Below are 21541 nucleotides of genomic sequence, written 5' to 3' on the forward strand. Positions count from 1 at the left end.
GAGCGCTCCCCGGAACCTCGGCCATGACCGCCCGTTGTCCGGACGGTCGATCCTCCGCCGACGGGAGGCCCGCGCCGCAGGAGCGTCCCGACGATGAAAGCCGCCAACCGCCACGCCCGTCACCTCTCTCTCGCCCGCGCCGAGCACGCCGCCGGCCAGGTCTTCGGTTATGCCGAGGATGGTGTCGCGTCCGTGGCGACGGGGATCGGCCGGGTGACGATGACGGCGACGGGAGCCGCGGTCGTGGCCGCCGTCGCCGCTACTCTGGCATGGGCGCTCTGACCTACCGGACCGTCTGAGCCGGCTGCCGCGCGGCACGGGACCGGCCGTCCACAGCCGCCGTCCGGCCGGCCATTGCCGGGACGGCTCGCCGCCTTAGCTCCCGCTGCGCCGCGCCGGTCTCCCGCGCGGAACCCGGCAGAGGCGACCGACTTTTCCAGAGCGGCCCCCACGCCGTTCGCTCACTCACGCTTTCGAAGGATGGTGGCCCGATGCGGCGCGCCCACAGCATGCCATTCGGTGCGGAGATCGGACCGGAGGGAGTGCGTTTCGCCCTCTGGGCGCCGACTGCCAAGAGCGTCGCCCTGATGGTCGACGGACGGGAACATCCGCTGGACGACCAGGGCGAAGGGTGGCGCCGACTGACGGTGCCCGGCCTGCGCGCAGGCGCCCGCTACGGCTACCGGATCGACGGCGACCTCGTGGTGCCAGATCCGGCCTCCCGCTTCCAGCCGGAGGATGTCTCGGGGCTCTCCGAGGTGATCGATCCCGGTGCCTTCACCTGGACCGACGGGTCTTGGGCCGGGCGCCCGTTCGAGGAGACGGTGATCTACGAGTGCCATGTCGGCACCGCGACGCCGGAGGGCACCTACGCGGCCCTGGCCGACAAGCTCGAATCCCTGCGCGACCTCGGGGTGACCGCGATCGAGCTGCTGCCTCTCGCCGACTTCAAGGGCCGCCGCAACTGGGGCTACGACGGCGTGCTGCCCTACGCGCCGGATTCCGCCTACGGCCCCCCCGACGACCTGCGCCGCCTGGTGGACCGCGCACATGGCCTCGGCCTGATGGTGTTCCTCGACGTTGTCTACAACCATTTCGGCCCGGCCGGGAACTACCTTCACGCCTACGCCAAGACGTTCTTCACCGAGCGGCACCAGACACCGTGGGGCGCCGGCATCAACTTCGACGGCAAGACCAGCGGTCAGGTGGTGCGGGACTACTTCGTCCACAATTCCCTGTACTGGCTGGAGGAGTTCCACATCGACGGGCTACGGTTCGACGCGGTCCACGCGATCCTGGACGATTCCGAGAAACATTTCCTGGCCGAGCTGGCCGAGCGGATCCGCGCCGCGCATCCGGAGCGACCGATCCACCTGATGCTGGAGAACGAGGCCAACCAGGCCCGCTGGCTGGAGCGGGACGGGACGGGCGGGCCGATCCTGCACAGCGCCCAATGGGCCGACGACACCCATCACGGCTGGCACATCCTGCTCACCGGCGAGGATTCCGGCTATTACGAGAGCTTCTCCGACAAGCCGGCGGCGCATCTCGCCCGGAGCCTGGCGGAGGGCTTCGCCTACCAGGGCGAACCGTTCAAGACCCTCGACAACCATCCCCGCGGCGAGATGTCCGGCCACCTGCCGCCGTCGGCCTTCGTCACCTTCCTGCAGAACCACGACCAAGTCGGCAACCGGGCGCTCGGCGAGCGGCTGAGCCACCTTTCGGATCCGTCGAGGCTGGCGCTGGCCCGGGCCGGGCTACTCCTGAGCCCGCAGATCCCGATGCTGTGGATGGGCGAGGAATGGTCGGCCTCGACGCCGTTCCTGTTCTTCGTCGATTTCGCCCCCGACGAGGAGCTGAACAAGGCGGTCCGCGACGGGCGCCGGCGCGAGTTCAAGAGCTTCGCCGCCTTCTCCGACGAGGAGAAGGCGAAGACCATCCCCGACCCCACCGCCGAGGAGACCTTTCGGCGCTCCACGCTCGATTGGGCGGAGCGGGAGCGCTCGCCGCACCGCGAGGTCCTGGCCGACACGACGGCGCTCCTGGCCCTGCGCCAGCGCGAGGTGGTGCCGCTGACGAAGACCGCCTGGCGGGGGGGCTCCTACACGTTGCCCCGGCCCGACGTGATCGACGTCACCTGGTCCTTCGCCGGCGGCAGCCTGCGCTTCGTCGGGGTGTTCGGCGGCGAGGCCTTCACGCTCGCGAGGGGGCCGGGCTCCCGGACGACGGGCCGCGTCATCTGGCGCTCGCCCTCGGTCGCGGACGGTGACAGCGGATCCCTGGTTCTGCCCGCTTGGTCGGGCGTGTTCGTGAAAGAGGTGGCTTGAGATGGCCGTGACCGAGGATGTCGTCGCGCGGCTCGCCGATGAGGCGGGGATCGCCGCGGACTACACCGACGCCTTCGGCCAGCGCGTCGAGACCCCGCTCGACGTGCGCCGGGGCCTGCTCGCCGCCCTCGGCCTGCCGGCCGGCACCGAGGACGAGGCGCAGGCGAGCCTCGGCCGCATCCGCTCGTTGCGCCACGGCCTGGTGCCGCCGCTGATCCCGGTCGAGGCGCGCCGCGCCGCCCGGGTGCCGGTGCGGTCGGGCGAGGCCGCCGGCACGGTGAGCTGGCGGATCGTCGACGAGCGCGGCACCGCCCGCGACGGGCGCGTGGCGCTGGCGCTCGAGACCGCCGCGATCGAGCTGCCGCCGCTCACCCCCGGCTATCACCGCCTCACGGTGACGCTCGGCGACCGGCGCGCCGAGGCGACGGTGATCGCCGCGCCCCAGCGCTGCTGGCGCCCGCGGGCGCTCGGCGACGAGGGGGCCCGGGACTGGGGCCTCGCCGCACAGCTCTACGGCCTGCGCTCGAAAGACAATCTCGGCATCGGCACCTATGCCGATGCCGGCCGGGCCGCCGCCGATGCCGGCGCGAGGGGCGCGGCCTTCCTGGGCTTGAGCCCGGTCCACGCGCTGTTCCCCACCGACCGGCAGAAGGTCTCGCCCTACTCGCCCTCGTCACGCCTGTTCCTCGAAACGCTGTTCATCGATCCCACGACGCTGCCCGGCCTTGCCGGCAGCCAGGCCGAGCGTCTGCTGGCGGAGGCCGCCCCCGAGATCGCGCGCCTGCGCGACGCCTCCCTGGTGGATCATGCCGGAATCTGGCAGGTCCTGAGCCCGGTGCTCGAAGCCCTCTGGCTGGAATCGCCGGCCCGGGCCGGGCGGGACACCGAATTCCTGACCTTCCGCGCTGCGGGCGGTGAGAACCTGGAAGCCCACGCCACCTTCGAGGCCCTGGCCGAGCATTTCGCGACGAACGGCGCGAACTGGCTCGGCGACTGGCCAGAAGCCTATCGCCGCAACGGCACGCCGGAGGTCTCAGGCTTCGCCGCCGAGCACCAGGAGCGGGTCTCGTATCACGCCTGGCTGCAATTCCTCGCCGACCGGCAGCTCGCCCGCGCCTCCGCGCTGGCGCTCGCCTCGGGCATGCGGCTCGGCCTCTACCGCGACCTCGCGGTCGGTGCCGATCGCGGCGGCTCGGAGATCTGGTCGCATCCGGAGCGCTTCGCCGCCGGCCTGTCGATCGGCGCACCGCCGGACATCCTGGCCCCGGGCGGCCAGGATTGGGGCCTGCCGCCCTTCGATCCGCTGGAACTGGAGCGCGACGGCCTCGCGGCGTTCCGGGCCCTCGTCCAGGCCAACATGCGCCATGCCGGCGCGATCCGCATCGACCACGCCTTCCAGCTCGCCCGGCTGTTCCTGATCCCGGTCGGCCAGGGCGCCAAGGGCGGCGCCTACGTGGCGATGCCGTTCGAAGCGATGCTGGCGGTCCTGCGCCTGGAGAGCCACCGGGCGAAGTGCCTCGTCATCGCCGAGGATCTCGGCACCGCGCCGGCCGGATTCTCCGACGCGCTGATGCAGGCCGGGATCCTGAGCTACCGCATCCTGTCCTTCGAAAGGGCCGACGGCGGGGTGTTCAAGCGCCCGGCCGAGTATCCGCGCGATGCGCTCTGCGCCATCACCACCCACGACCTGCCGACCTTCGTCGGCTGGTGGCGCGGCGTCGATACCGAGCTGCGCCAGTCGCTCGGCCTCTACGATGCCGACCGGGCGGGACCCGAGCGCGACGAGCGGGTACACGAGCGGCGGCGCCTCGCCGAAGCGCTCAACCAGGAGGGTCTGATCCCGACGGCGGAAGTGCCGGACCAGCCGCCCTTCGAGGCCGCCGTGCGCTTCCTCGCCCGCGCCCCGTCGGTGCTGACGGCCGTGCAGTACGAGGACATCCTCGGGGAGGTGAGCCAGGCCAACATGCCGGGCGTCACCGAGGGCTACCCGAACTGGCGCCGCAAGCTCGACCGCGACCTCGATGCCATCGCCGCCCCCGGCGGGCCGCTCGCCAAGCTCGCCGCCTCGCTCTCGGCAGAGGAGCGTGGGCCGCGCTCGGGCGCCGCGCGGCTGGCCTCGCCGCCGCCGCGGGCGACCTACCGGCTGCAGTTCCACAAGGACTTCACCTTCGACCACGCGACGAGGATCGTCCCCTATCTGGCGAAACTCGGCATCAGCCACGTCTACGCTTCGCCGATCCACAAGGCGCGGCCGGGCTCGATGCACGGCTACGACATCGTCGACCATCGGGAGATCAATCCGGAACTCGGCGGCGAGGAGGCCTTCATCCGCTTCAGCGACACGCTGAAGGCCCACGACCTCAAGTTCCTGCTCGACATCGTGCCCAACCACATGGGCGTCGGCGGCGCCGACAATCCGTGGTGGCTCTCGGTGCTCGAATGGGGCGCCCTGTCGCCGGCGGCCGACGCCTTCGACATCGACTGGGGGCGGCTCGGCGCCCGCAACAAACTGGTCGTGCCGTTCCTCGGCGACCGCTACGGTGAGGCGCTGGAGAAGGGCGACCTGAAGCTCGCCTTCGACGCGGAGGAGGGCGGCTTCAGCGTCTGGCACTTCGAGCACCGCTTCCCGGTCAACCCGCTGAACTATCCGATCATCCTCGACCGGGCGCTCGCGGCCCTGCCGGAAGTGGGCAACGAGGCCTCTGCGGAAGTTCTGTCGATCTCCGAGCGCTTGCGCCGGATGGGCGACGAGACCAATTCCGAGCGCATGGCCGCCTTCCCGGAGGAGGCGGAAGGCTTGAAGCGGCGCCTTGCCCACGCGGTCTCGGGCTCGCCCGAGCTGACAGCCGCGATCGACCGGGCGGTGACCCTCGTCAACGGCTTCAAGGGCCATCCCGACAGCTTCGGCGCGCTGCACCGCATCCTCGAAGCCCAGGCCTACCGCCTCGCCCATTGGCGGGTCGCGGCGAGCGACATCAACTATCGCCGCTTCTTCGACGTGAACTCGCTGGCCGGCCTCAAGGTCGAGGATCGGCGGGTGTTCGAGGGCGCCCACGCGATGCTCTTCCGCCAGATCCGCGAGGGGCGGATCGACGGGCTGCGCATCGACCATATCGACGGTCTCGCCGATCCGGCGGGCTATGCCCGCGCGCTCCAGGCGGCGCTCGGACCGGGCTTCTACATCGTGGTGGAGAAGATCCTGGAGCCCGGCGAGAAGCTCCGGCCGTGGCCGATCGCCGGCACCACCGGTTACGACGTGCTCAACCAGATCGACGGGCTGTTCGTCGACCAGGGCAAGCGCGAGGCGGTGGCCAAGCTTTATGCCGGGGCGACCGGCATGGACGAGCCCTACGCCTGGCTCCTGCGCAACGTGAAGGGCGAGATCCTGGAGACCAGCTTCGCCAGCGAGCTGGAAGTCCTGACCTCGGATCTGAAGCAGGTGGCGGATGCGGACCGGCGCACCCGCGACTTCTCGGTCAATGCGCTGCGCCAGGCCCTGTCCGAGATCGTCGCCCGCTTCCCGGTCTATCGCAGCTACCTGCCCCAGGAGCTCGACGAGGGCGAGATCGAGGCGGAGGACCTGAAGCTCATCGGCGACACGGTGCGCAAGGCCAAGCGGCGCTCCAGCCTGCCCGACCGCTCGGTGCACGATTTCGCCGAACGGGTCCTGCTCGGCCGGCTCGACACCGAGGGGCCGGGCCGTCCCGATCCCGAGGTGGTGCGCCGTTTCCGGCGCCGCTTCCAGCAGCTCACCGGCCCGGTCATGGCCAAGAGCCTGGAGGACACCCTGTTCTACCGCTTCGTCGAGCTTCTGGCGCTCAACGAGGTCGGGGGCGATCCGGGAGAGTACGGGGTCACCGCGGAGCACTTTCACGCGCTCCAGGCCGCCCGCGCCCGCGACTGGCCGAACGCGATGATCACCACGGCCACCCACGACACCAAGCGCGGCGAGGATGCCCGCACGCGGCTTCTCGCCCTCTCGGAGATGCCGGAGGAATGGGCCGAGGCCTGGGCCCTGTGGAGCCGGCTCGTCGTGCCGCAACTGTCGGAGGTCGAAGGCGAGGCGGCCCCCGACGCCAACGACCAGTGGATGTTCCTGCAGGCGATCCTCGGTGCCTGGCCGCTGGAGCTGCTGTCCGACTCGCCCGGCCCGAAGGACGTCGAGGCGTTCCGCGAGCGGCTCGGCGCCTATGCCGAGAAGGCGATGCGCGAGGGCAAGCGCCGGTCGAGCTGGGTCAACGTCGACGAGGCCTACGAGGGCGCGGTCGCGAAGCTGTTCGATGCCCTGGTGGCGCCGGGCTCGGATTTCCTGCGTGAATTCCGGCCCTTCGCGGAGCGGCTGGCGCGGATCGGCATGGTGACGGGCCTCGCGCGCTCGGCGCTGAAATGCACCCTGCCGGGCCTGCCCGACATCTACCAGGGCACGGAGTTCTGGGACTTCTCCTTCGTCGATCCCGACAACCGCCGTCCGGTCGATTACGCCGAGCGCGAGGCGGCGCTCGGGCAGGAGGTGAGCGTCGAAGACCTGCTGGCCTCCTGGCCGGACGGGCGGATCAAGCAGGCGGTGCTCGCCCGGCTGCTCGCCGACCGCGCCGCCTATCCCGGCTTCTACGCCGAGGCCGATTACACCCCGGTCGCGGCGGAAGGGCAGGGGGCGGAGCACGTCGTCGCCTTCCTGCGTCAGGACGCCTCCGCCGGCTCGGAGGCCGGCGACCTGCTGGTGGCGGTGCCGCGCCGCGTCGCCGCCGAGGGCGGCCCGTGCCTCGCCGGCGCCTTCGCCGGAACGAGCCTGCCGGTGCCGGAGGGCAGCGTCTGGCGCGACCTGGTGACGGGCGAGGAGGTCCGGTCGGAGGGCGGGCGGGTGTCGATCGATCGACTCTTCGCGCGCCTCCCCCTGGCCGTTCTGCGTCACTCCGCCAGTTGAGACCCCGGCGCGGGGCTCCCCGCCCCGCGCCCGTTGGACGAGAAAGAGCAGGCAGGACCGGGCCGATGAACGTACCCCGCACCAGCACCAAGCCGGCGAAGCGCACCCGCGAGGTGACGCCGCTGCCGGCCACCCTGGCGCCGCTGGCGGCCGGACCGCGGATCTACAACCTGTTTCCCCTTCTGGTCGGCCGGGTCTCGGCCTGGACCGCGGAACTGCCGCGCATCGCGGAACTGGGCTTCGACTGGGTCTATCTCAACCCGTTCCACCAGGCCGGCGGCTCGCGCTCGCTCTACGCGGTGGCCGATATCGACCGTCTCGACGAGCGCCTGCGCGACCTCGACGGCACTCCGGACGACGAGCAGATCCGCCGCTTCTGCGAGGCGGCGTCCGGGCACGGCCTGAAGATCATGACCGATCTGGTGGTGAACCACGCCGCCAACGACGGCAGGCTGGCGCATGAGCGCCCGGACCTGTTCGTGCGCGACGCATCCGGCGCGCCGGTGAGCCCGCACGCGGTCGATCCCGACGATCCGTCGAAGATCACCGTCTGGGGCGACCTCGCCGAGTTCGACTACGTCGCCGCCGGCCCGCGCGCGGCGCTGACCGAGTTGTGGAACGGCTACATCGCCCGGCTTCAAGCGCTGGGGGTCGCCGGCTTCCGCTGCGATGCCGCCTACAAGGTGCCGCCGGACGTGTGGCGCAGCCTGATCGGCGCCGCCAAGGACCGCGACCACGCCGCGCTCTTCGCCGCGGAGACGCTGGGTTGCACCTTCGAGGAAGCGCGGGCGACGGCGGAGGCCGGGTTCGACTACCTGTTCAACTCCTTCGCCTGGTGGGACCTGAAGGCGCCCTGGGCGCTGGAGCAGTACGAGCGGCTGCGCATCCTGGCGCCCTCGATCGCCTTCCCGGAGAACCACGACATGCAGCGCCTCGCGGCCTCGCTCCCGGGCGGGCGCGAGGCGGTGGCGGCGGAACTGAAGAGCCGCTACGCGCTCGCCGCCTTCTTCTCGGCCGGCGTGCTGATGCCGATCGGCTACGAATGGGGCTACGCCAAGCCCCTCCACGTGGTGGACACCACACCGGAGAGCCGCGAGCACCAGACCGGCATCGACATCTCGGGCTTCATCGCGGCGATCAACCGCCTGCGGGCCGACCTGCCGGCGGCCAATGTCGAGGGCGCGCAATGGCGCCTCTCGGCGCCGGACGCGCGTTACGTCGCGCTGATCCGGATCGATACCGGCCATCCCGGCTCGGCCGAGAACGCCGTGATGGTGCTGCACAACCCGACCGACCGCCCCGTCGCGGTCGATCCGGCACCGCTGATCGCCGGCAGCGGCGGCGAGTTCGGCCCGTTCCAGGACCTGACGCCCGAGGTGGCGCCGCTGGTGTTCCGGGCCGACCAGTCGATCGGCCTGGAGCCCCGGGCCGTCCGCATCCTCGCCGCCCGCCGCATCGGCGCCATGCGCCGTCCCCGCCGCACCACCCCGGACGGGGAGGGACGGGTGGTCATCGAGGCGGTGAGCCCGGAAATCGACGGCGGCCGCTCGGCGATCAAGCGCGTCGTCGGCGACCAGCTCCATGTCGAGGCCGACATCTTCACCGACGGGCACGACGTCATCAACGCCGCGGTCCTGTCGCGGCTGGCCGGCGAGACCGAGTGGCGCCGCGACCCGATGCTGTTCGTCGACAACGACCGCTGGCACGGCCATTTCCCGCTCACCCGCAACGCCCGCTACGAATACACCGTCGAGGCGTGGCGCGACGACTTCTCGTCCTGGCTGCGCGGCCTGGAGAAGAAGCGCAAGGCCGGCATTGCCGTGCATCTGGAGACCCAGGAAGGCGTCGGTCTCGTCAAGCGCGCCGCCGCGCTGGCCGAGGGCAGCGACGCCGCCGCGCTGACCGGCCTCGTGGCGGCCCTGGAGGCCGACGCACCCGGATCGGAAGCCCAGCTTCATCGCCTGCTCGAGCAGACGGCGCTGATCCACCGCAATTCCGAGCGCGCGAACCTCTCGCGCTATCCGGTGGTGCTGGAGGTCTTCGCCGACCGGCTCGCCGCCCGGTTCTCGGCCTGGTACGAGATCTTCCCGCGCTCGCAATCCGGCGACCCGAACCGCCACGGCACCTTCGACGACGTGATCGCGCGCCTGCCCGAGATTCGCGAACTCGGCTTCGACGTGCTCTACTTCACGCCGATCCACCCGATCGGCCGTACCAACCGCAAGGGCAAGAACAACTCGCTGAAGGCGAAGGACGGCGATGTCGGCTCGGTCTACGCCGTCGGCGCCGAGGAGGGCGGCCACGAGGCGGTGCATCCCGACCTCGGCACGATCGACGACTTCCGCCGCCTCGTCGCGGCGAGCCACGCCCACGGCATGGAAGTGGCGCTGGACTTCGCCATCCAGTGCTCGCCGGACCATCCCTGGATCAAGCAGCATCCGGAATGGTTCGACTGGCGGCCCGACGGCACGATCAAGTTCGCCGAGAACCCGCCGAAGAAGTACGAGGACATCGTCAACGTCGACTTCTACCGCGAGGGTGCGTTCCCGTCGCTATGGATCGAGCTGCGCGACATCATCGTCGGCTGGGTCGAGCTGGGGGTGAAGATCTTCCGGGTCGACAACCCGCACACCAAGCCGATCCCGTTCTGGGAATGGATGATCCGCGACGTCAACGACCGCTACCCGGACGTGCTGTTCCTGGCCGAGGCCTTCACCCGGCCGAAGATGATGAAGAAGCTCGCCAAGGCCGGTTTCCAGCAGAGTTACACCTACTTCACCTGGCGTAACACCAAGGACGAGCTGGCGGCCTACGCGACCGAACTCGCCGGAGAGATGGGCGAGTATTACCGCCCGAATTTTTTCGCCAACACGCCGGACATCAACCCAATCTTCCTGCAGACCAGTGGCCGGCCGGGTTTCGTCATCCGCGGCACACTCGCCGCCACGTTGTCCAGCGTCTACGGCATCTATAACGGCTTCGAGCTGTGCGACGCCGCGCCGGTGCCGAGCAAGGAGGAATACCTCGACTCCGAGAAGTACGAGCTGAAGGCCTGGGACTATTATCGCCCCGGCAACATCCGCGACCACATCATTGCGTTGAACCGCATCCGGCGCGAGAACCCGGCCCTGTGGGACTTCCGCAACGTGGTCTTCACCCCGGCGTGGAACGACCAGATCCTGGCCTACCTGCGGATGACGCCGTCCGGCGACAACGCGGTGTTCTGCATGGTCAACCTCGACCCGAGGAACCGACAGGAATGCACCTACGAGGTGCCGCTCTGGCAGCTCGGCCTGCCGGATGACGGCGCGGTGGAGGTCGAGGACCTGCTCCAGGGCTACAAGTTCGAATTGCGCGGCAAGACCCACCGCATCGCCCTCGATCCGGCCGAGCGCTCGGTGGTGATCTGGCGGCTCCGCCGCCCCGACCGGCTTGCGGCGCCCGGCGGCGCGTGGCAGCACGGCTCTGCCTGACCGGTAGCGTCCCGGCGCGGACGGGCGACCGTCCGCGCCCTCAGGCATCCGAACTCTCCCCGGCGCCCCGCGTTGAGCCCAGGCATGGCGACAGCCACAACAGCCATCAGCCCGGCGCCACGACCCGATCGAATGAGGCTTTGACGCGATGATCGATCGTACCGATCCGCAATGGTACCGTGACGCCATCATCTATCAGGTGCACGTCAAGTCCTTCTTCGACGCGAACAACGACGGCATCGGCGATTTCGACGGCCTGACCGCGAAGCTGGACTACATCCGCGACCTCGGCGTCACGGCGATCTGGGTCATGCCGTTCTATCCGTCGCCGCTGCGCGACGACGGCTACGACATCGCGGATTACCGCGACATCAACCCATCCTACGGCACGATGGACCAGTTCCGCGCCTTCGTGGACGAGGCCCATGCGCGGGGCCTCAGGGTCATCACCGAGCTCGTCATCAACCATACCTCGGACCAGCATCCCTGGTTCCAGCAGGCCCGCAACGCCCCGAAGGACTCGGAGTGGCGCGACTTCTACGTCTGGTCGGACACCGACGAGAAGTACACCGACACCCGCATCATCTTCCTCGATACCGAGGCGTCCAACTGGACCTGGGACCCGGTTGCCAAGGCGTATTACTGGCACCGCTTCTACTCGCACCAGCCCGACCTGAACTTCGACAACCCGAAGGTCCTGGACGCGGTGATCGAGGTGATGCGCTACTGGCTCGACATGGGGGTGGACGGGTTGCGCCTCGACGCGATTCCCTACCTGATCGAGCGCGACGGCACGAACTGCGAGAATCTCCCCGAGACCCACACGGTCATCAAGAAGATCCGCGCCGCCCTCGACGAATCCTATCCCGATCGAATGCTGCTCGCCGAGGCCAACCAGTGGCCGGAGGAGACTGCGCAGTATTTCGGCGAGGGCGACGAATGCCACATGGCGTTCCACTTCCCGCTGATGCCGCGGATGTACATGGCGATCGCGCAGGAGGACCGGCACCCGATCACCGACATCATGCGGCAGACGCCGGAGATCCCGGAGGGCTGCCAATGGGCGATCTTCCTGCGCAACCACGACGAGCTGACGCTCGAGATGGTGACGGACAAGGAGCGCGACTACCTCTGGAGCTTCTACGCCGCCGACCGGCGCGCCCGCATCAATCTCGGCATCCGCCGCCGCCTCGCGCCGCTGCTCGAGAACGACCGGCGCAAGATCGAGCTGATGAAGTTCCTGGTGCTCTCGATGCCCGGCACCCCGGTGCTGTATTACGGCGACGAGATCGGCATGGGCGACAACATCTATCTCGGCGACCGCGACGGCGTTCGCACACCGATGCAGTGGTCGCCCGACCGCAACGGCGGCTTCTCCCGCTCCGACCCGGCCCGACTCTTTCTCCCGACGATCCAGGACCCGATCTACGGCTTCGACGCGGTCAACGTCGAGGCGCAGACCCGCGCCCAGACCAGCCTGCTCAACTGGACCCGGCGGATGATCGCGATCCGCAACAACCACGTCTCGCTCGGGCGCGGTGGATTGCGCTTCCTGTATCCGGACAACCGCAAGGTTCTGGCCTGGATTCGCGAGCACGACAACGAGCGGGTGCTCTGCGTCGCCAACCTGTCACGGGCGCCGCAGGCGGTGCAGCTCGACCTGTCGGATCTGCGCACCGCGGTGCCGGTGGAACTCACCGGCGGCACCTCGTTCCCGCCGATCGGCGACCTGCCGTACCTGCTCACCATGCCGGCCTACGGCTTCTACTGGTTCTCGCTCTCGACCGCGAATGCCGGCACGATGGGCCCGAGCCCGGAGGCGCCGGAGCTGTTCACGCTGGTGCTCACCGGCGGCGTCGAGACCCTGATGAAGGGTCGCGAGCGCCAGGCCTTCGAGCGCACCGTGGCGCCGCGCTTCATCGGCTCGCGGCGCTGGTTCGGCGCCAAGGGCTCGCGCATCCGCGGGGTCGAGGTGGTCGACAGCGCGATCCTGCCGCGGCTCGAAGGCTCGAACGGCTTCCTGTTGCCGCGCATCGCGGTCTCGCTCGCCAACGGCGAGACGCAGGAATACTTCGTTCCGCTCGCGGTCGACGAGGGCCGCGAGGACGAGTCGCTGATGGATCACGCGGTCGCCCGGGTGCGCCGCGGGCCGCGGATGGGCCTCCTCTACGGCGCCGCCTCCTCGACCGACTTCGCCCTCGCGATGGTCGACGCGATCCGCAACAGCCGCGAGATCCCGTCCGAGAAGGGCAGCATCCGCTTCAGCGCGACGTCGGCCTTCGATCCCGAGCTCGAACTCGACCCGGCCGACATCCGCCGTCTGTCCGCGGAGCAGAGCAACACCTCGATCGCCTTCGGCTCGCGGGCCATGCTCAAGCTGCTGCGCCGGCTGCAGCCCGGCAGTCATCCGGAGGTCGAGGTCGGCCGCTTCCTCACCGAGGAGGCCGGGTTCAAGAACACCCCGGCGCTCTTCGGCGTGATCGAGCATGTCGCGCCGGACGGCACCGCCACGGCGCTCGGCCTGCTCCAGGCCTTCGTGCGCAACCAGGGCGACGCCTGGACCCTGATGCTCGAATACCTGCGCCGCGACCTCGACGCGATCGTGCTCGTGCCCGAGAGCGAGGCGCATTCGCCGGAGGAGACTTTCGCCACCCATCTGCGCTGGGCCGGCCTGCTCGGCCAGCGCACTGCCGAGATGCACCGGGCGCTCGCCATCGAAACCGAGGATGCGGCCTTCGCCGCCGAGCCGTTCACGGGCGAAGACCTCGCGGCTCTGGCCGCCGATACGCGCCGCCAGGCCGAGAAGGCCCTGCGGGCGTGCGGTGCGCTCGGCGCTTCGGCGTCCGAGGGCGCCCGCGAGGCCGCCGGGGCGATCCTCGCCGCCAGGGCAGAGATCGAGGCGCTGGTGGAGTCCTTGAGCCGGGAGGCGCCGAAAGGGGCCCACCGCACCCGCATCCACGGCGACTATCATCTCGGCCAGGTGCTCGCCTCGCAGGACGACCTCATCATCGTCGATTTCGAGGGCGAGCCGTCGCGGCCGGTGGACGAGCGCCGGGCAAAGTCGACGCCGTTGCGCGACGTCGCCGGCATCCTGCGCTCCTTCGCCTATGGCGGCGAGACCGTGACCCGGGAGGTCGCCTCGCGCTTCGCCGATGCGAGCGAGCGGGCGAAGACCGCCGTCGCCGCCTGGCGCGCGATGGTGAGCGGGGCCTTCCTGGAAGCCTACGCCGCCACCGTGCAGGGCAGCCGCGCCGCCGTCACCGACGAGGCGACTCATGAGCGCCTGCTGCGCCTCTGCCTGATGCAGAAGGCGCTCTACGAGATCGACTACGAGGCCAACAACCGTCCGGACTGGATCGAGATTCCGGCCCGCGGCGTGCTGGCCATCCTGGAAGACCAGAGAGGTTCGTGACCCATGGACGACGAGACCCGCGCCCGGAAGCCGGCCGCTCGCCGGCACCAGACCGACCGCAGCCTTGAGACGCCCGTGACCGAGAGCCCCAAAGACACCGGCAAGACGAAAGGCAAGGCCGCGAAGGTGGACAAGTCCAAGGTCAAGGCCGTTCTTGTGCAGCCGGTCACGGCCGGTACGACGGGAACGGACAAGAAGTCGGACAAGAAGGCCAAGGACAAGGGACTGGGACAAGCGAAGCCGAAGGGGCTCGTCTCCCTGCGCATCGCCGCCATGCAGGCGGCGGCCTCGCCGAAGGTGTCCGGCCCGGTGCCGTCCCGTCCGGCCCGGCCACCGGTGCCGGGCCGCGCCTACGCGGTCCATCCCGACGCCGTCGAGGCATTCATGCGCGCCGAGCACGGCGATCCCTTCGCGGTGCTGGGGCCGCACGAGGTCGGCGAGGGCCAGTGGGAGGTCCGGGCGGTGCTGCCGGAGGCCCGCGCCGCCACGGTGGTGGTCGGCGATACCCGCGTGCCGATGGAGCGGCGCCACCCGGCCGGCTTCTTCGTCGCGAGCTTCCCGCATCCGCAGCGCCCCGATTACCGCATCGCGGTCGAGGGCTGGGACAACACCGAGCGCACCCGGCGGGACCCTTACGAGTACGGCGCGACTTTGAACCAGCAGGAGATCGGCATGCTGCGCGACGTCGGCAACGACGCCGTGCACCGGGTTCTCGGCGCCCACGCGGTCGAGATCGGCGGCACGCCGGGCTTTCGCTTCGCGGTCTGGGCGCCGAATGCCCGCCGGGTCTCGGTGGTCGGCGACTTCAACGACTGGGACGGCCGGCGCCACCCGATGCGGCTCTGGCTGGATGGCGGCGTCTGGGAGCTGTTCATCCCCGAGCTGAAGAAGGGCGGCCACTACAAGTTCGAGATCCGCGGGCCCGACGGCGCGCTCCTGCCGCTCAAGGCCGACCCGGTCGCCTTCGCGGCGCAGCAGCCGCCCGAGACCGCCTCGCGCCTCGAAGGCCTGCCGTCACCGGTCTGGCGTGATGGCGCCTGGATGCAGAGCCGCAACGCCCTCGACCACCGCCACGGTCCGATCTCGATCTACGAGGTCCATCTCGGCTCGTGGGCGCGGGTGCCGGGGGAGGGCAACCGCTACCTCACCTACCGCGAGCTGGCAGAGCGCCTGATTCCTTATGCCAAGGAGATGGGCTTCACCCATATCGAGTTGCTGCCGATCACCGAGCATCCGTTCGACGGGTCCTGGGGCTACCAGCCGGTCTCGCTCTACGCACCGACCAGCCGATTCGGCTCGCCCGAGGATTTTTCGGAGTTCGTCAACGCGGCGCACGAGGCCGGCATCGGCATCCTGCTCGACTGGGTGCCGGGCCATTTCCCTCTCGACGCCCACGGCTTGGGCCAGTTCGACGGCACGCATCTCTACGAGCATGCCGACCCGCGCCAAGGCTTCCACCAGGATTGGGGCACCTACATCTACAATTTCGGGCGCACCGAGGTCTCGGCCTTCCTGGCCTCGAACGCCCGGTTTTGGCTCGAGCATTACCACCTCGACGGATTGCGGGTCGATGCGGTGGCCTCGATGCTCTACCTCGACTATTCGCGCCGGGCGGGCGAGTGGATCCCGAACCAGTACGGCGGCAACGAGAACCTGGAAGCGATCGACTTCCTGCGCAAGACCAACGAGGCGACCTACTCCCACGCCCCCGGCACGATGACGGTGGCGGAGGAATCGACCTCCTGGCCCGGCGTCTCGCACCCGACCTATACCGGCGGCCTCGGCTTCGGCTTCAAGTGGAACATGGGGTGGATGCACGACACCCTGCGCTTCATCTCGAAGGAGCCGGTGCATCGCCGCTACCATCACCATGACCTGACCTTCGGGCTGCTCTACGCCTTCTCCGAAAACTTCATCCTGCCGCTGTCCCACGACGAGGTGGTGCACGGGAAGGGTTCGCTGCTCGGCAAGATGCCGGGCGACCGCTGGCAGAAATTCGCGAATCTGCGCGCCTATTTCGGCTTCATGTGGGGGCATCCCGGCAAGAAGCTGCTGTTCATGGGCGGCGAGTTCGGCCAGGAGAAGGAGTGGAACCACAACCAGAGCCTGGACTGGCACCTGCTGGACGATCCGTTCCACGCCGGCCTCAAGGCCCTGGTACGCGACCTCAACCACCTCTACGCCGCGACCCCGGCTCTTCACGAGCGTGATACCGAGGCTGCCGGCTTCCAGTGGCTGGTTTCGGACGATGCCGAGAACAACGTCATCGCCTGGGCCCGCAAGGGCCGCAAGCCCGGTGAGATCGCCATCGTGGTGTCGAACTTCACCCCCGTGGTACGCCACGGCTACCGCATCGGCGTGCCGATGGCCGGCCATTACCGCGAGGCGTTCAACTCGGATGCGGAAGGGTATGGCGGCAGCAATGTCGGCAATTACGGCGGGGTCGACGCGGTGGCGGAGGCCTCGCATGGGCAGGACCACTCGCTGACCCTGTCGCTGCCGCCGCTCGCGACGCTGATCCTGGTGCGGCAGGACTGATCCCTGATCTGACCGGCGCGGCTCGAAAACGCCGCGCCGCCTCCGGCGTCGCTAGCCTCACGCCATGAATGTCACCGAAGATACGGTTCCCTCGGACGGTGGCATGAACCCAGTGAAGCGGCGAATGAACCCCTGGACCATTGCCGCGCTGGTCTTCGGGCTCCTCTTCGGCGCAACGTATCTACGATATGCGCTGTGGCCGGCGATCGAGGTCGTGGTTCCGTTGCTGATAGGTGGTGCGCGAGTGCACGTGCAGGGCTGGGCCGGCCTCCTGGACGATGGCCCCGAAATCCTCGTCATCGAAACATCAACGGGAAGTCTTGAGGCTGATCTCGGAATCGATTGGGGGGTCGGTCCAAGAGTGCTCCTCTACAGAACACCACAGAATCGGCTCGGCATTCTGCGGGACGGTGCAACATTCGAGGCCGTCGCGAACGTGAGCAAGGCTTCCGGCCCGGTCTTCGAGCCGACACAGGATCTGGACAGTGAAGGGTGGACCTATCTGGGGGCGATCGTTCTAAAACACATCGACGGCCCTCGGTTCGTCCCTCCGAGCGAACTCGAGGAGTGCTACGCGCCGCTGGGCGCGCGATCGAGCCCTATTCGAAAAAAGTTTCAAGTCCAACGGGACTGTGCTGGTACGCGACCAAGCGCCCGGTAACATTTCGATAAATTAAGTCTGCGCGGCCCATCTTGGATATTCGGCACAGAACCGCTTAACCGAGAAATCCGAAGCCGCTTCGGCCCCCCACCCCCGATCTGCTATGAACCATCGAGCGATCGGCGAAAGGGTCAGTCATCCCATGTTGACGGCGTTGTCCAAGCAGTTGATGCCGCCATGGATGCAATCCATGGCCCGGCGAGCCAAGTTGGAGCGCTCGCTGAAGACCTTCGAGCGGCGGGTGGCGACGCACCGATTCGGCGGCGTCGAGCTCAGGGTCAGCCTCTGCGATCCGGTCGGAGAGGAATGGTACGACCATGACTCCGGCAACCTCGCCGAGATCATGTTCTTCAAGGAGAGCGGGGCGCTCAAGGACGGCGTGGTCGTGTTCGACCTCGGCGCGCACCAGGCCGTGGTGGCGCTCCAGCTCGCCACCCATGTCGGCCCCGCGGGCCGGGTCGTTGCCCTGGAAGCCAACGCGCACAATGCCCGGGTCGCCAACGAGAACGTCGCCCTCAACGGCGCCCGCAACCTGACCATCCTGCACGCCGCCGCGGCGAGCCGGGACGGCATCCTCGAATTCAACGAGAGCCTGAACGGCCAGGTCGACGGCGGCGCCGGCACCCACGGCAAGGTCCAGGTGGCGTGCCGCTCGATCGACAGCCTCGTGAAGGAATTCGGCACGCCGGACATCGTCTACGTCGATGTCGAGGGCTTCGAATGCGCGGTGCTGGACGGAGCAGGCGCGTCCCGCGACCGGATCCCGAACTGGTTCGTCGAGGTGCATGGCGGGGCCGGCCTCGAAAAATTCGGCGGCTCGGTCGACCGGCTCCTCGGCTACTTCCCGGCCGACCGGTTCAAGCGCCATTTCTGCCGCTCGGACGAGGGGCCGTTCGTTCCCTTGAGCGAGACCGGCTCCCTCGAAGGCACGCGCTGGTTCTTCATCGCGACGCGGATCTGACCTTCCAACGCTCCGGCTTGCGCCGGGGCGACGCTCTTGCAATGCCTGGGGCTCCCCGTCACGTTCGGTGAGACTCGCATGTCCGTCACGCCCCTGCCCGACACGATGCCGCCGGTGAGCCGCGAGGCCGCAGGGGTATGGCCGAGCGGCATCGGCGAGCTCGTGGCCTATGGCGTCGAGCGGCCCGGCCTGATCCCGCTCTGGGTCGGGGAGGGCGACCGGCCGACACCGGCCTTCATCGCCGAGGCGGCGCAGCGGGCCCTTCGCGATGGCGCCACCTTCTACACGCGGATGCTCGGCATCCCGCCGCTCCGCGAGGCCCTGGCCGAGTACGTCTCGCGGCTCTACGGCGATACCGTCGGGCCCGAGCGGTTCTTCGTGACGGTGGGCGGCATGCACGCCTTCCACACCGCGATCCGCATCGTCGCCGAGCCCGGCGACGAGGTGGTGCTGCCGACCCCGACCTGGTCGAACTTCTTCGGCGCGGTGGCGATGCAGGGGGCCAAGCCCGTCCCGGTGCCGATGCAGTTCGATGCGGGCGCCGGCTGGAGCCTCGACATCGCCCGGATCGCCGGCGCGATCACCCCTCGCACCCGAACCATCGTGCTCAACACTCCCGCGAACCCGACCGGCTGGGTCGCGACCCGGGCCGATCTCGCGGCCGTTCTGGAGATCGCCCGCCGCCACGACCTGTGGATCGTCGCCGACGAGATCTACGGCCGGTTCTGCTTCGATCCCGCTTACGAGGCCCTGGGCCGCGCGCCGTCGATCCGCGACGTCTGGCAGCCCGAGGATCGCGACCGGGTGCTGTTCGTCCAGACGTTCTCCAAGAACTGGGCGATGACCGGCTGGCGGATCGGCTGGCTCGAAGGCCCGGCCTCGATCGGGCGGATCGTCGACGGGCTCGTTCTCTACGGCACGTCGGGCGTCGCCACCTTCCTGCAGCACGCCGCCATCACGGCCCTCCGGGAGGGCGAATCGCTCGTGGCCGAGCAGATCGCGCAGGCCCGCGCCGGCCGCGCCATCGTCTGCGATGGCTTGAGCGCGCTGCCGGGGGTCGAGCTGCCGGCCCCGCCCGGCGCCTTCTACGCCTTCCCGCGGGTGCCGTCCGAGCCGGACGACGTTCGCCTCGCCAAGCGCATCGTCGACGAGGGGAATGTCGGCCTCGCTCCCGGCTCGGCCTTCGGTCCCGGCGGCGAGGGCTGCCTGCGGCTGTGCTTCGCTCGCTCCGCCGCCGATCTCACCGAGGCGATGCGCCGGATGGTGCCGGTACTCGGGGAAGGGTAGACCTTCCGCTCACGGGAAGCGGCACTGACGCGCCCCGCCGAGACCGGCTCCGCGTCGTTCCGCGGCGGCGCAGCGGCCCCGGAATGCCCCTGTGATACGAAGTCCGGAAGATCCCTTCCGGACTTCGTATCACGCGGGTCGCCCGGCACTTGAGCGAAACCGACTTCCGCATTGCGAACGCGATCGCGCAGCAATCGCCGAGCAATCAAACGGGAGTCGTACGAGTGATGAAGACCTCGGTGATCGATCGGTCAGGCCCGTCCCGATCTCACCGCTTGCGCACGAACTCCGTGCGCAGCACCAAGCCCTTGATCGTGTCGTGGCGGCAATCGATCTCGTCGTTGTTGTCCGTCAGCCTGATCGAGCGGATCACCGTGCCCTGCTTGAGGGTCTGGTTCGCGCCCTTGACCTTCAGGTCCTTGATCAGGGTGACGGAATCGCCGTCGTTCAGCACGTTGCCGGAGGCGTCGCGCACCTCGCGGACCGCAGCGCTCTTCATCTCGCCGGCGGGGCGCCACTCGCCCGTCGCCTCGTCGTACACGTAATCGTCGTCCGCACCCGTCACGCTCGTCGGTCCTCCGTTGCGTCCGCCTTGTCGCCGGGCGGGGCGGCCCGCCGCAAGGGGCCGGAGGTCAGATAACCGGAAGGCCGCGCTGCTTGGCCTCCTCGGCCGGCTCGACGTGGATCGTCACCACGGCGCCGGCGACCGCACCCTCGATCGCCGCCTCCAGCCGGTCGCAGATCGCATGCGATTCCGCCACCGTCATCTCGCCCGGCACCACGAGGTGGAAATCGATGAAGGTGACCTGGCCGGCGTGCCGCGTGCGCACGTCGTGGGCCTCCAGCGCGCCCTCGCCGTGCTCGGAGATCAGCCGGCGGATCTGCCCCACCATCTCGGCCGGCGCCGCCTGATCCATCAGGCCGTTGACCGAGTCGCGCACCATGGCGCCGCCCGACCACAGGATGTTGACCGCCACCACCGCGGCGATGATCGGATCGAGGATCAGCCAGCCGGTGGCGGTGGCCAGCCCGAGGCCGATCAGCACGCCGCCGGAGGTGAACACGTCGGCGAGCACGTGCTTGCCGTCCGCCACCAGGGCGGGCGAGCGCCAGTCGCGGCCGCGGCGGACCAGCACCATGCCCCAGACGAGGTTGATCACCGTGGCAAGGCCGTTCACCGCGACGCCGAGCAGCGGCGCGTCCAGGGTCTTGGGCGCCTGCACCGCGTCGTAGGCGTCGCGCAGGATGACCACCGCGGCGACGATGATGAGCGCCCCCTCGATGACTGCGGAGAAATACTCGGCCTTGTGGTGGCCGTAGGGGTGGTCCTGGTCGGCGGGCTGGGCGGCGACGCGAAGGGCCACGAAGGCCGTCATCGCCGCCACCACGTTGATGATGCTCTCGAGCGCATCCGAGTAGAGCGCGAGGCTCCCGGTGATCCACCAGGCCCCGAATTTGAGGGCGAGCACCAGGAGGCCGACCCCGGCGCTGGCGAGGGCGGCGGCTTGCGCGCGTTCCATGACGATGATCCGGCTTGGTCTGTGCCGCGGCGCGACGAACGCCGCCGCGGCGCGGCGCCGCTCCCATAAGGCGGTGCGCCGCGGAAGGCCACGGCACAGGTCATAGCCCGGGCTAAGACCTCGAAGCCCGGCTATTCCCCTGGGTCACCTCGGACGTCGGCAGGCCGGCCGTGGTCAGGTCGCGACGGGACCGGCGGGCGCGCGAGCCTGCTCGCGCAGCCGGCTCACCTGCGCCCGCGCCCGGGCCGCGGCGGCCTTGCGGGCGTAATGCTGGCGCATGAAGCCGAAGCGGGCGGAGGCGGCGAGGCTCTCCAGCCGCGCGGCCTCGCAGTCCCACCAGACGACGAGCTCGGCATCGAGGGTCGGATGGCTGGGCATGACGGGACCTCCTGAACGACGCCGTTCCAGATGGGGCGCCGCGGGCCGGCGCGCCATGGC

Annotated in this window: 12 protein-coding genes; 9 read left to right on the forward strand and 3 right to left on the reverse strand. The window is 69.6% G+C overall.

Annotation, left to right across the window (positions count from 1 at the left end; genetic code table 11):
* Window positions 1-93 precede the first annotated feature (93 nt).
* From G4G93_RS18910 to G4G93_RS18950, 9 genes are all read left to right on the forward strand, one after another.
* On the forward strand, window positions 94-282 hold the full coding sequence (locus tag G4G93_RS18910; protein ID WP_165086274.1) for a hypothetical protein: 189 nt from the start codon (window positions 94-96) through the stop codon (window positions 280-282).
* Window positions 283-491: 209 nt separating this feature from the next.
* On the forward strand, window positions 492-2327 hold the full coding sequence (treZ, locus tag G4G93_RS18915) for a malto-oligosyltrehalose trehalohydrolase (RefSeq protein ID WP_165086275.1): 1836 nt from the start codon (window positions 492-494) through the stop codon (window positions 2325-2327).
* A 1-nt stretch (window position 2328) separates the two neighbouring features.
* Window positions 2329-7251, forward strand: coding sequence for a malto-oligosyltrehalose synthase (locus G4G93_RS18920; protein ID WP_165086277.1), 4923 nt, complete (start codon window positions 2329-2331; stop codon window positions 7249-7251).
* 65 nt (window positions 7252-7316) lie between these two features.
* On the forward strand, window positions 7317-10724 hold the full coding sequence (locus tag G4G93_RS18925; RefSeq protein ID WP_165086279.1) for a maltotransferase domain-containing protein: 3408 nt from the start codon (window positions 7317-7319) through the stop codon (window positions 10722-10724).
* A gap of 148 nt (window positions 10725-10872) precedes the next feature.
* Window positions 10873-14136, forward strand: a complete 3264-nt coding sequence (treS, locus tag G4G93_RS18930; RefSeq protein ID WP_165086280.1) for a maltose alpha-D-glucosyltransferase — start codon at window positions 10873-10875, stop codon at window positions 14134-14136.
* Window positions 14137-14409: 273 nt separating this feature from the next.
* Complete coding sequence (gene glgB, locus G4G93_RS18935; RefSeq protein WP_165086364.1) at window positions 14410-16674, forward strand: 1,4-alpha-glucan branching protein GlgB; 2265 nt, start codon at window positions 14410-14412, stop codon at window positions 16672-16674.
* Between the two features lie 103 nt (window positions 16675-16777).
* Window positions 16778-17335, forward strand: a complete 558-nt coding sequence (locus G4G93_RS18940; RefSeq protein ID WP_165086282.1) for a hypothetical protein — start codon at window positions 16778-16780, stop codon at window positions 17333-17335.
* A 190-nt stretch (window positions 17336-17525) separates the two neighbouring features.
* Window positions 17526-18296, forward strand: coding sequence for an FkbM family methyltransferase (locus tag G4G93_RS18945; protein ID WP_165086284.1), 771 nt, complete (start codon window positions 17526-17528; stop codon window positions 18294-18296).
* Window positions 18297-18374: 78 nt separating this feature from the next.
* Window positions 18375-19583 (forward strand): pyridoxal phosphate-dependent aminotransferase, encoded by a 1209-nt coding sequence (locus G4G93_RS18950; protein WP_165086286.1) that lies wholly within the window; start codon window positions 18375-18377, stop codon window positions 19581-19583.
* A gap of 268 nt (window positions 19584-19851) precedes the next feature.
* On the opposite strand, the gene G4G93_RS18955 is transcribed toward G4G93_RS18950, so the two are convergent.
* The 3 genes from G4G93_RS18955 to G4G93_RS18965 form a co-directional block, all read right to left on the reverse strand.
* Window positions 19852-20148 (reverse strand): alkylphosphonate utilization protein, encoded by a 297-nt coding sequence (locus G4G93_RS18955; protein WP_165086288.1) that lies wholly within the window; start codon window positions 20146-20148, stop codon window positions 19852-19854.
* Between the two features lie 67 nt (window positions 20149-20215).
* Window positions 20216-21103 carry a cation diffusion facilitator family transporter gene (locus G4G93_RS18960; protein WP_165086289.1) on the reverse strand — a complete coding sequence of 296 codons (888 nt, stop codon included), beginning with the start codon at window positions 21101-21103 and terminating at the stop codon, window positions 20216-20218.
* A 174-nt stretch (window positions 21104-21277) separates the two neighbouring features.
* Window positions 21278-21481 carry a hypothetical protein gene (locus tag G4G93_RS18965; protein ID WP_165086291.1) on the reverse strand — a complete coding sequence of 68 codons (204 nt, stop codon included), beginning with the start codon at window positions 21479-21481 and terminating at the stop codon, window positions 21278-21280.
* Window positions 21482-21541 lie beyond the last annotated feature (60 nt).

This window comes from Methylobacterium sp. DB0501, from assembly GCF_011043735.1.
Taxonomy (GTDB): domain Bacteria; phylum Pseudomonadota; class Alphaproteobacteria; order Rhizobiales; family Beijerinckiaceae; genus Methylobacterium; species Methylobacterium alsaeris.

Coding starts and splice junctions, on each gene's coding strand:
- G4G93_RS18925 (WP_165086279.1), top strand. CDS start 7,317: ATGAACGTACCCCGCACCAGCACCAAGCCGGCGAAGCGCACCCGCGAG.
- treS (WP_165086280.1), top strand. CDS start 10,873: ATGATCGATCGTACCGATCCGCAATGGTACCGTGACGCCATCATCTAT.
- G4G93_RS18965 (WP_165086291.1), bottom strand. CDS start 21,481: ATGCCCAGCCATCCGACCCTCGATGCCGAGCTCGTCGTCTGGTGGGAC.
- G4G93_RS18920 (WP_165086277.1), top strand. CDS start 2,329: ATGGCCGTGACCGAGGATGTCGTCGCGCGGCTCGCCGATGAGGCGGGG.
- G4G93_RS18960 (WP_165086289.1), bottom strand. CDS start 21,103: ATGGAACGCGCGCAAGCCGCCGCCCTCGCCAGCGCCGGGGTCGGCCTC.
- G4G93_RS18940 (WP_165086282.1), top strand. CDS start 16,778: ATGAACCCAGTGAAGCGGCGAATGAACCCCTGGACCATTGCCGCGCTG.
- glgB (WP_165086364.1), top strand. CDS start 14,410: ATGCAGGCGGCGGCCTCGCCGAAGGTGTCCGGCCCGGTGCCGTCCCGT.
- G4G93_RS18950 (WP_165086286.1), top strand. CDS start 18,375: ATGTCCGTCACGCCCCTGCCCGACACGATGCCGCCGGTGAGCCGCGAG.
- treZ (WP_165086275.1), top strand. CDS start 492: ATGCGGCGCGCCCACAGCATGCCATTCGGTGCGGAGATCGGACCGGAG.
- G4G93_RS18945 (WP_165086284.1), top strand. CDS start 17,526: ATGGCCCGGCGAGCCAAGTTGGAGCGCTCGCTGAAGACCTTCGAGCGG.
- G4G93_RS18910 (WP_165086274.1), top strand. CDS start 94: ATGAAAGCCGCCAACCGCCACGCCCGTCACCTCTCTCTCGCCCGCGCC.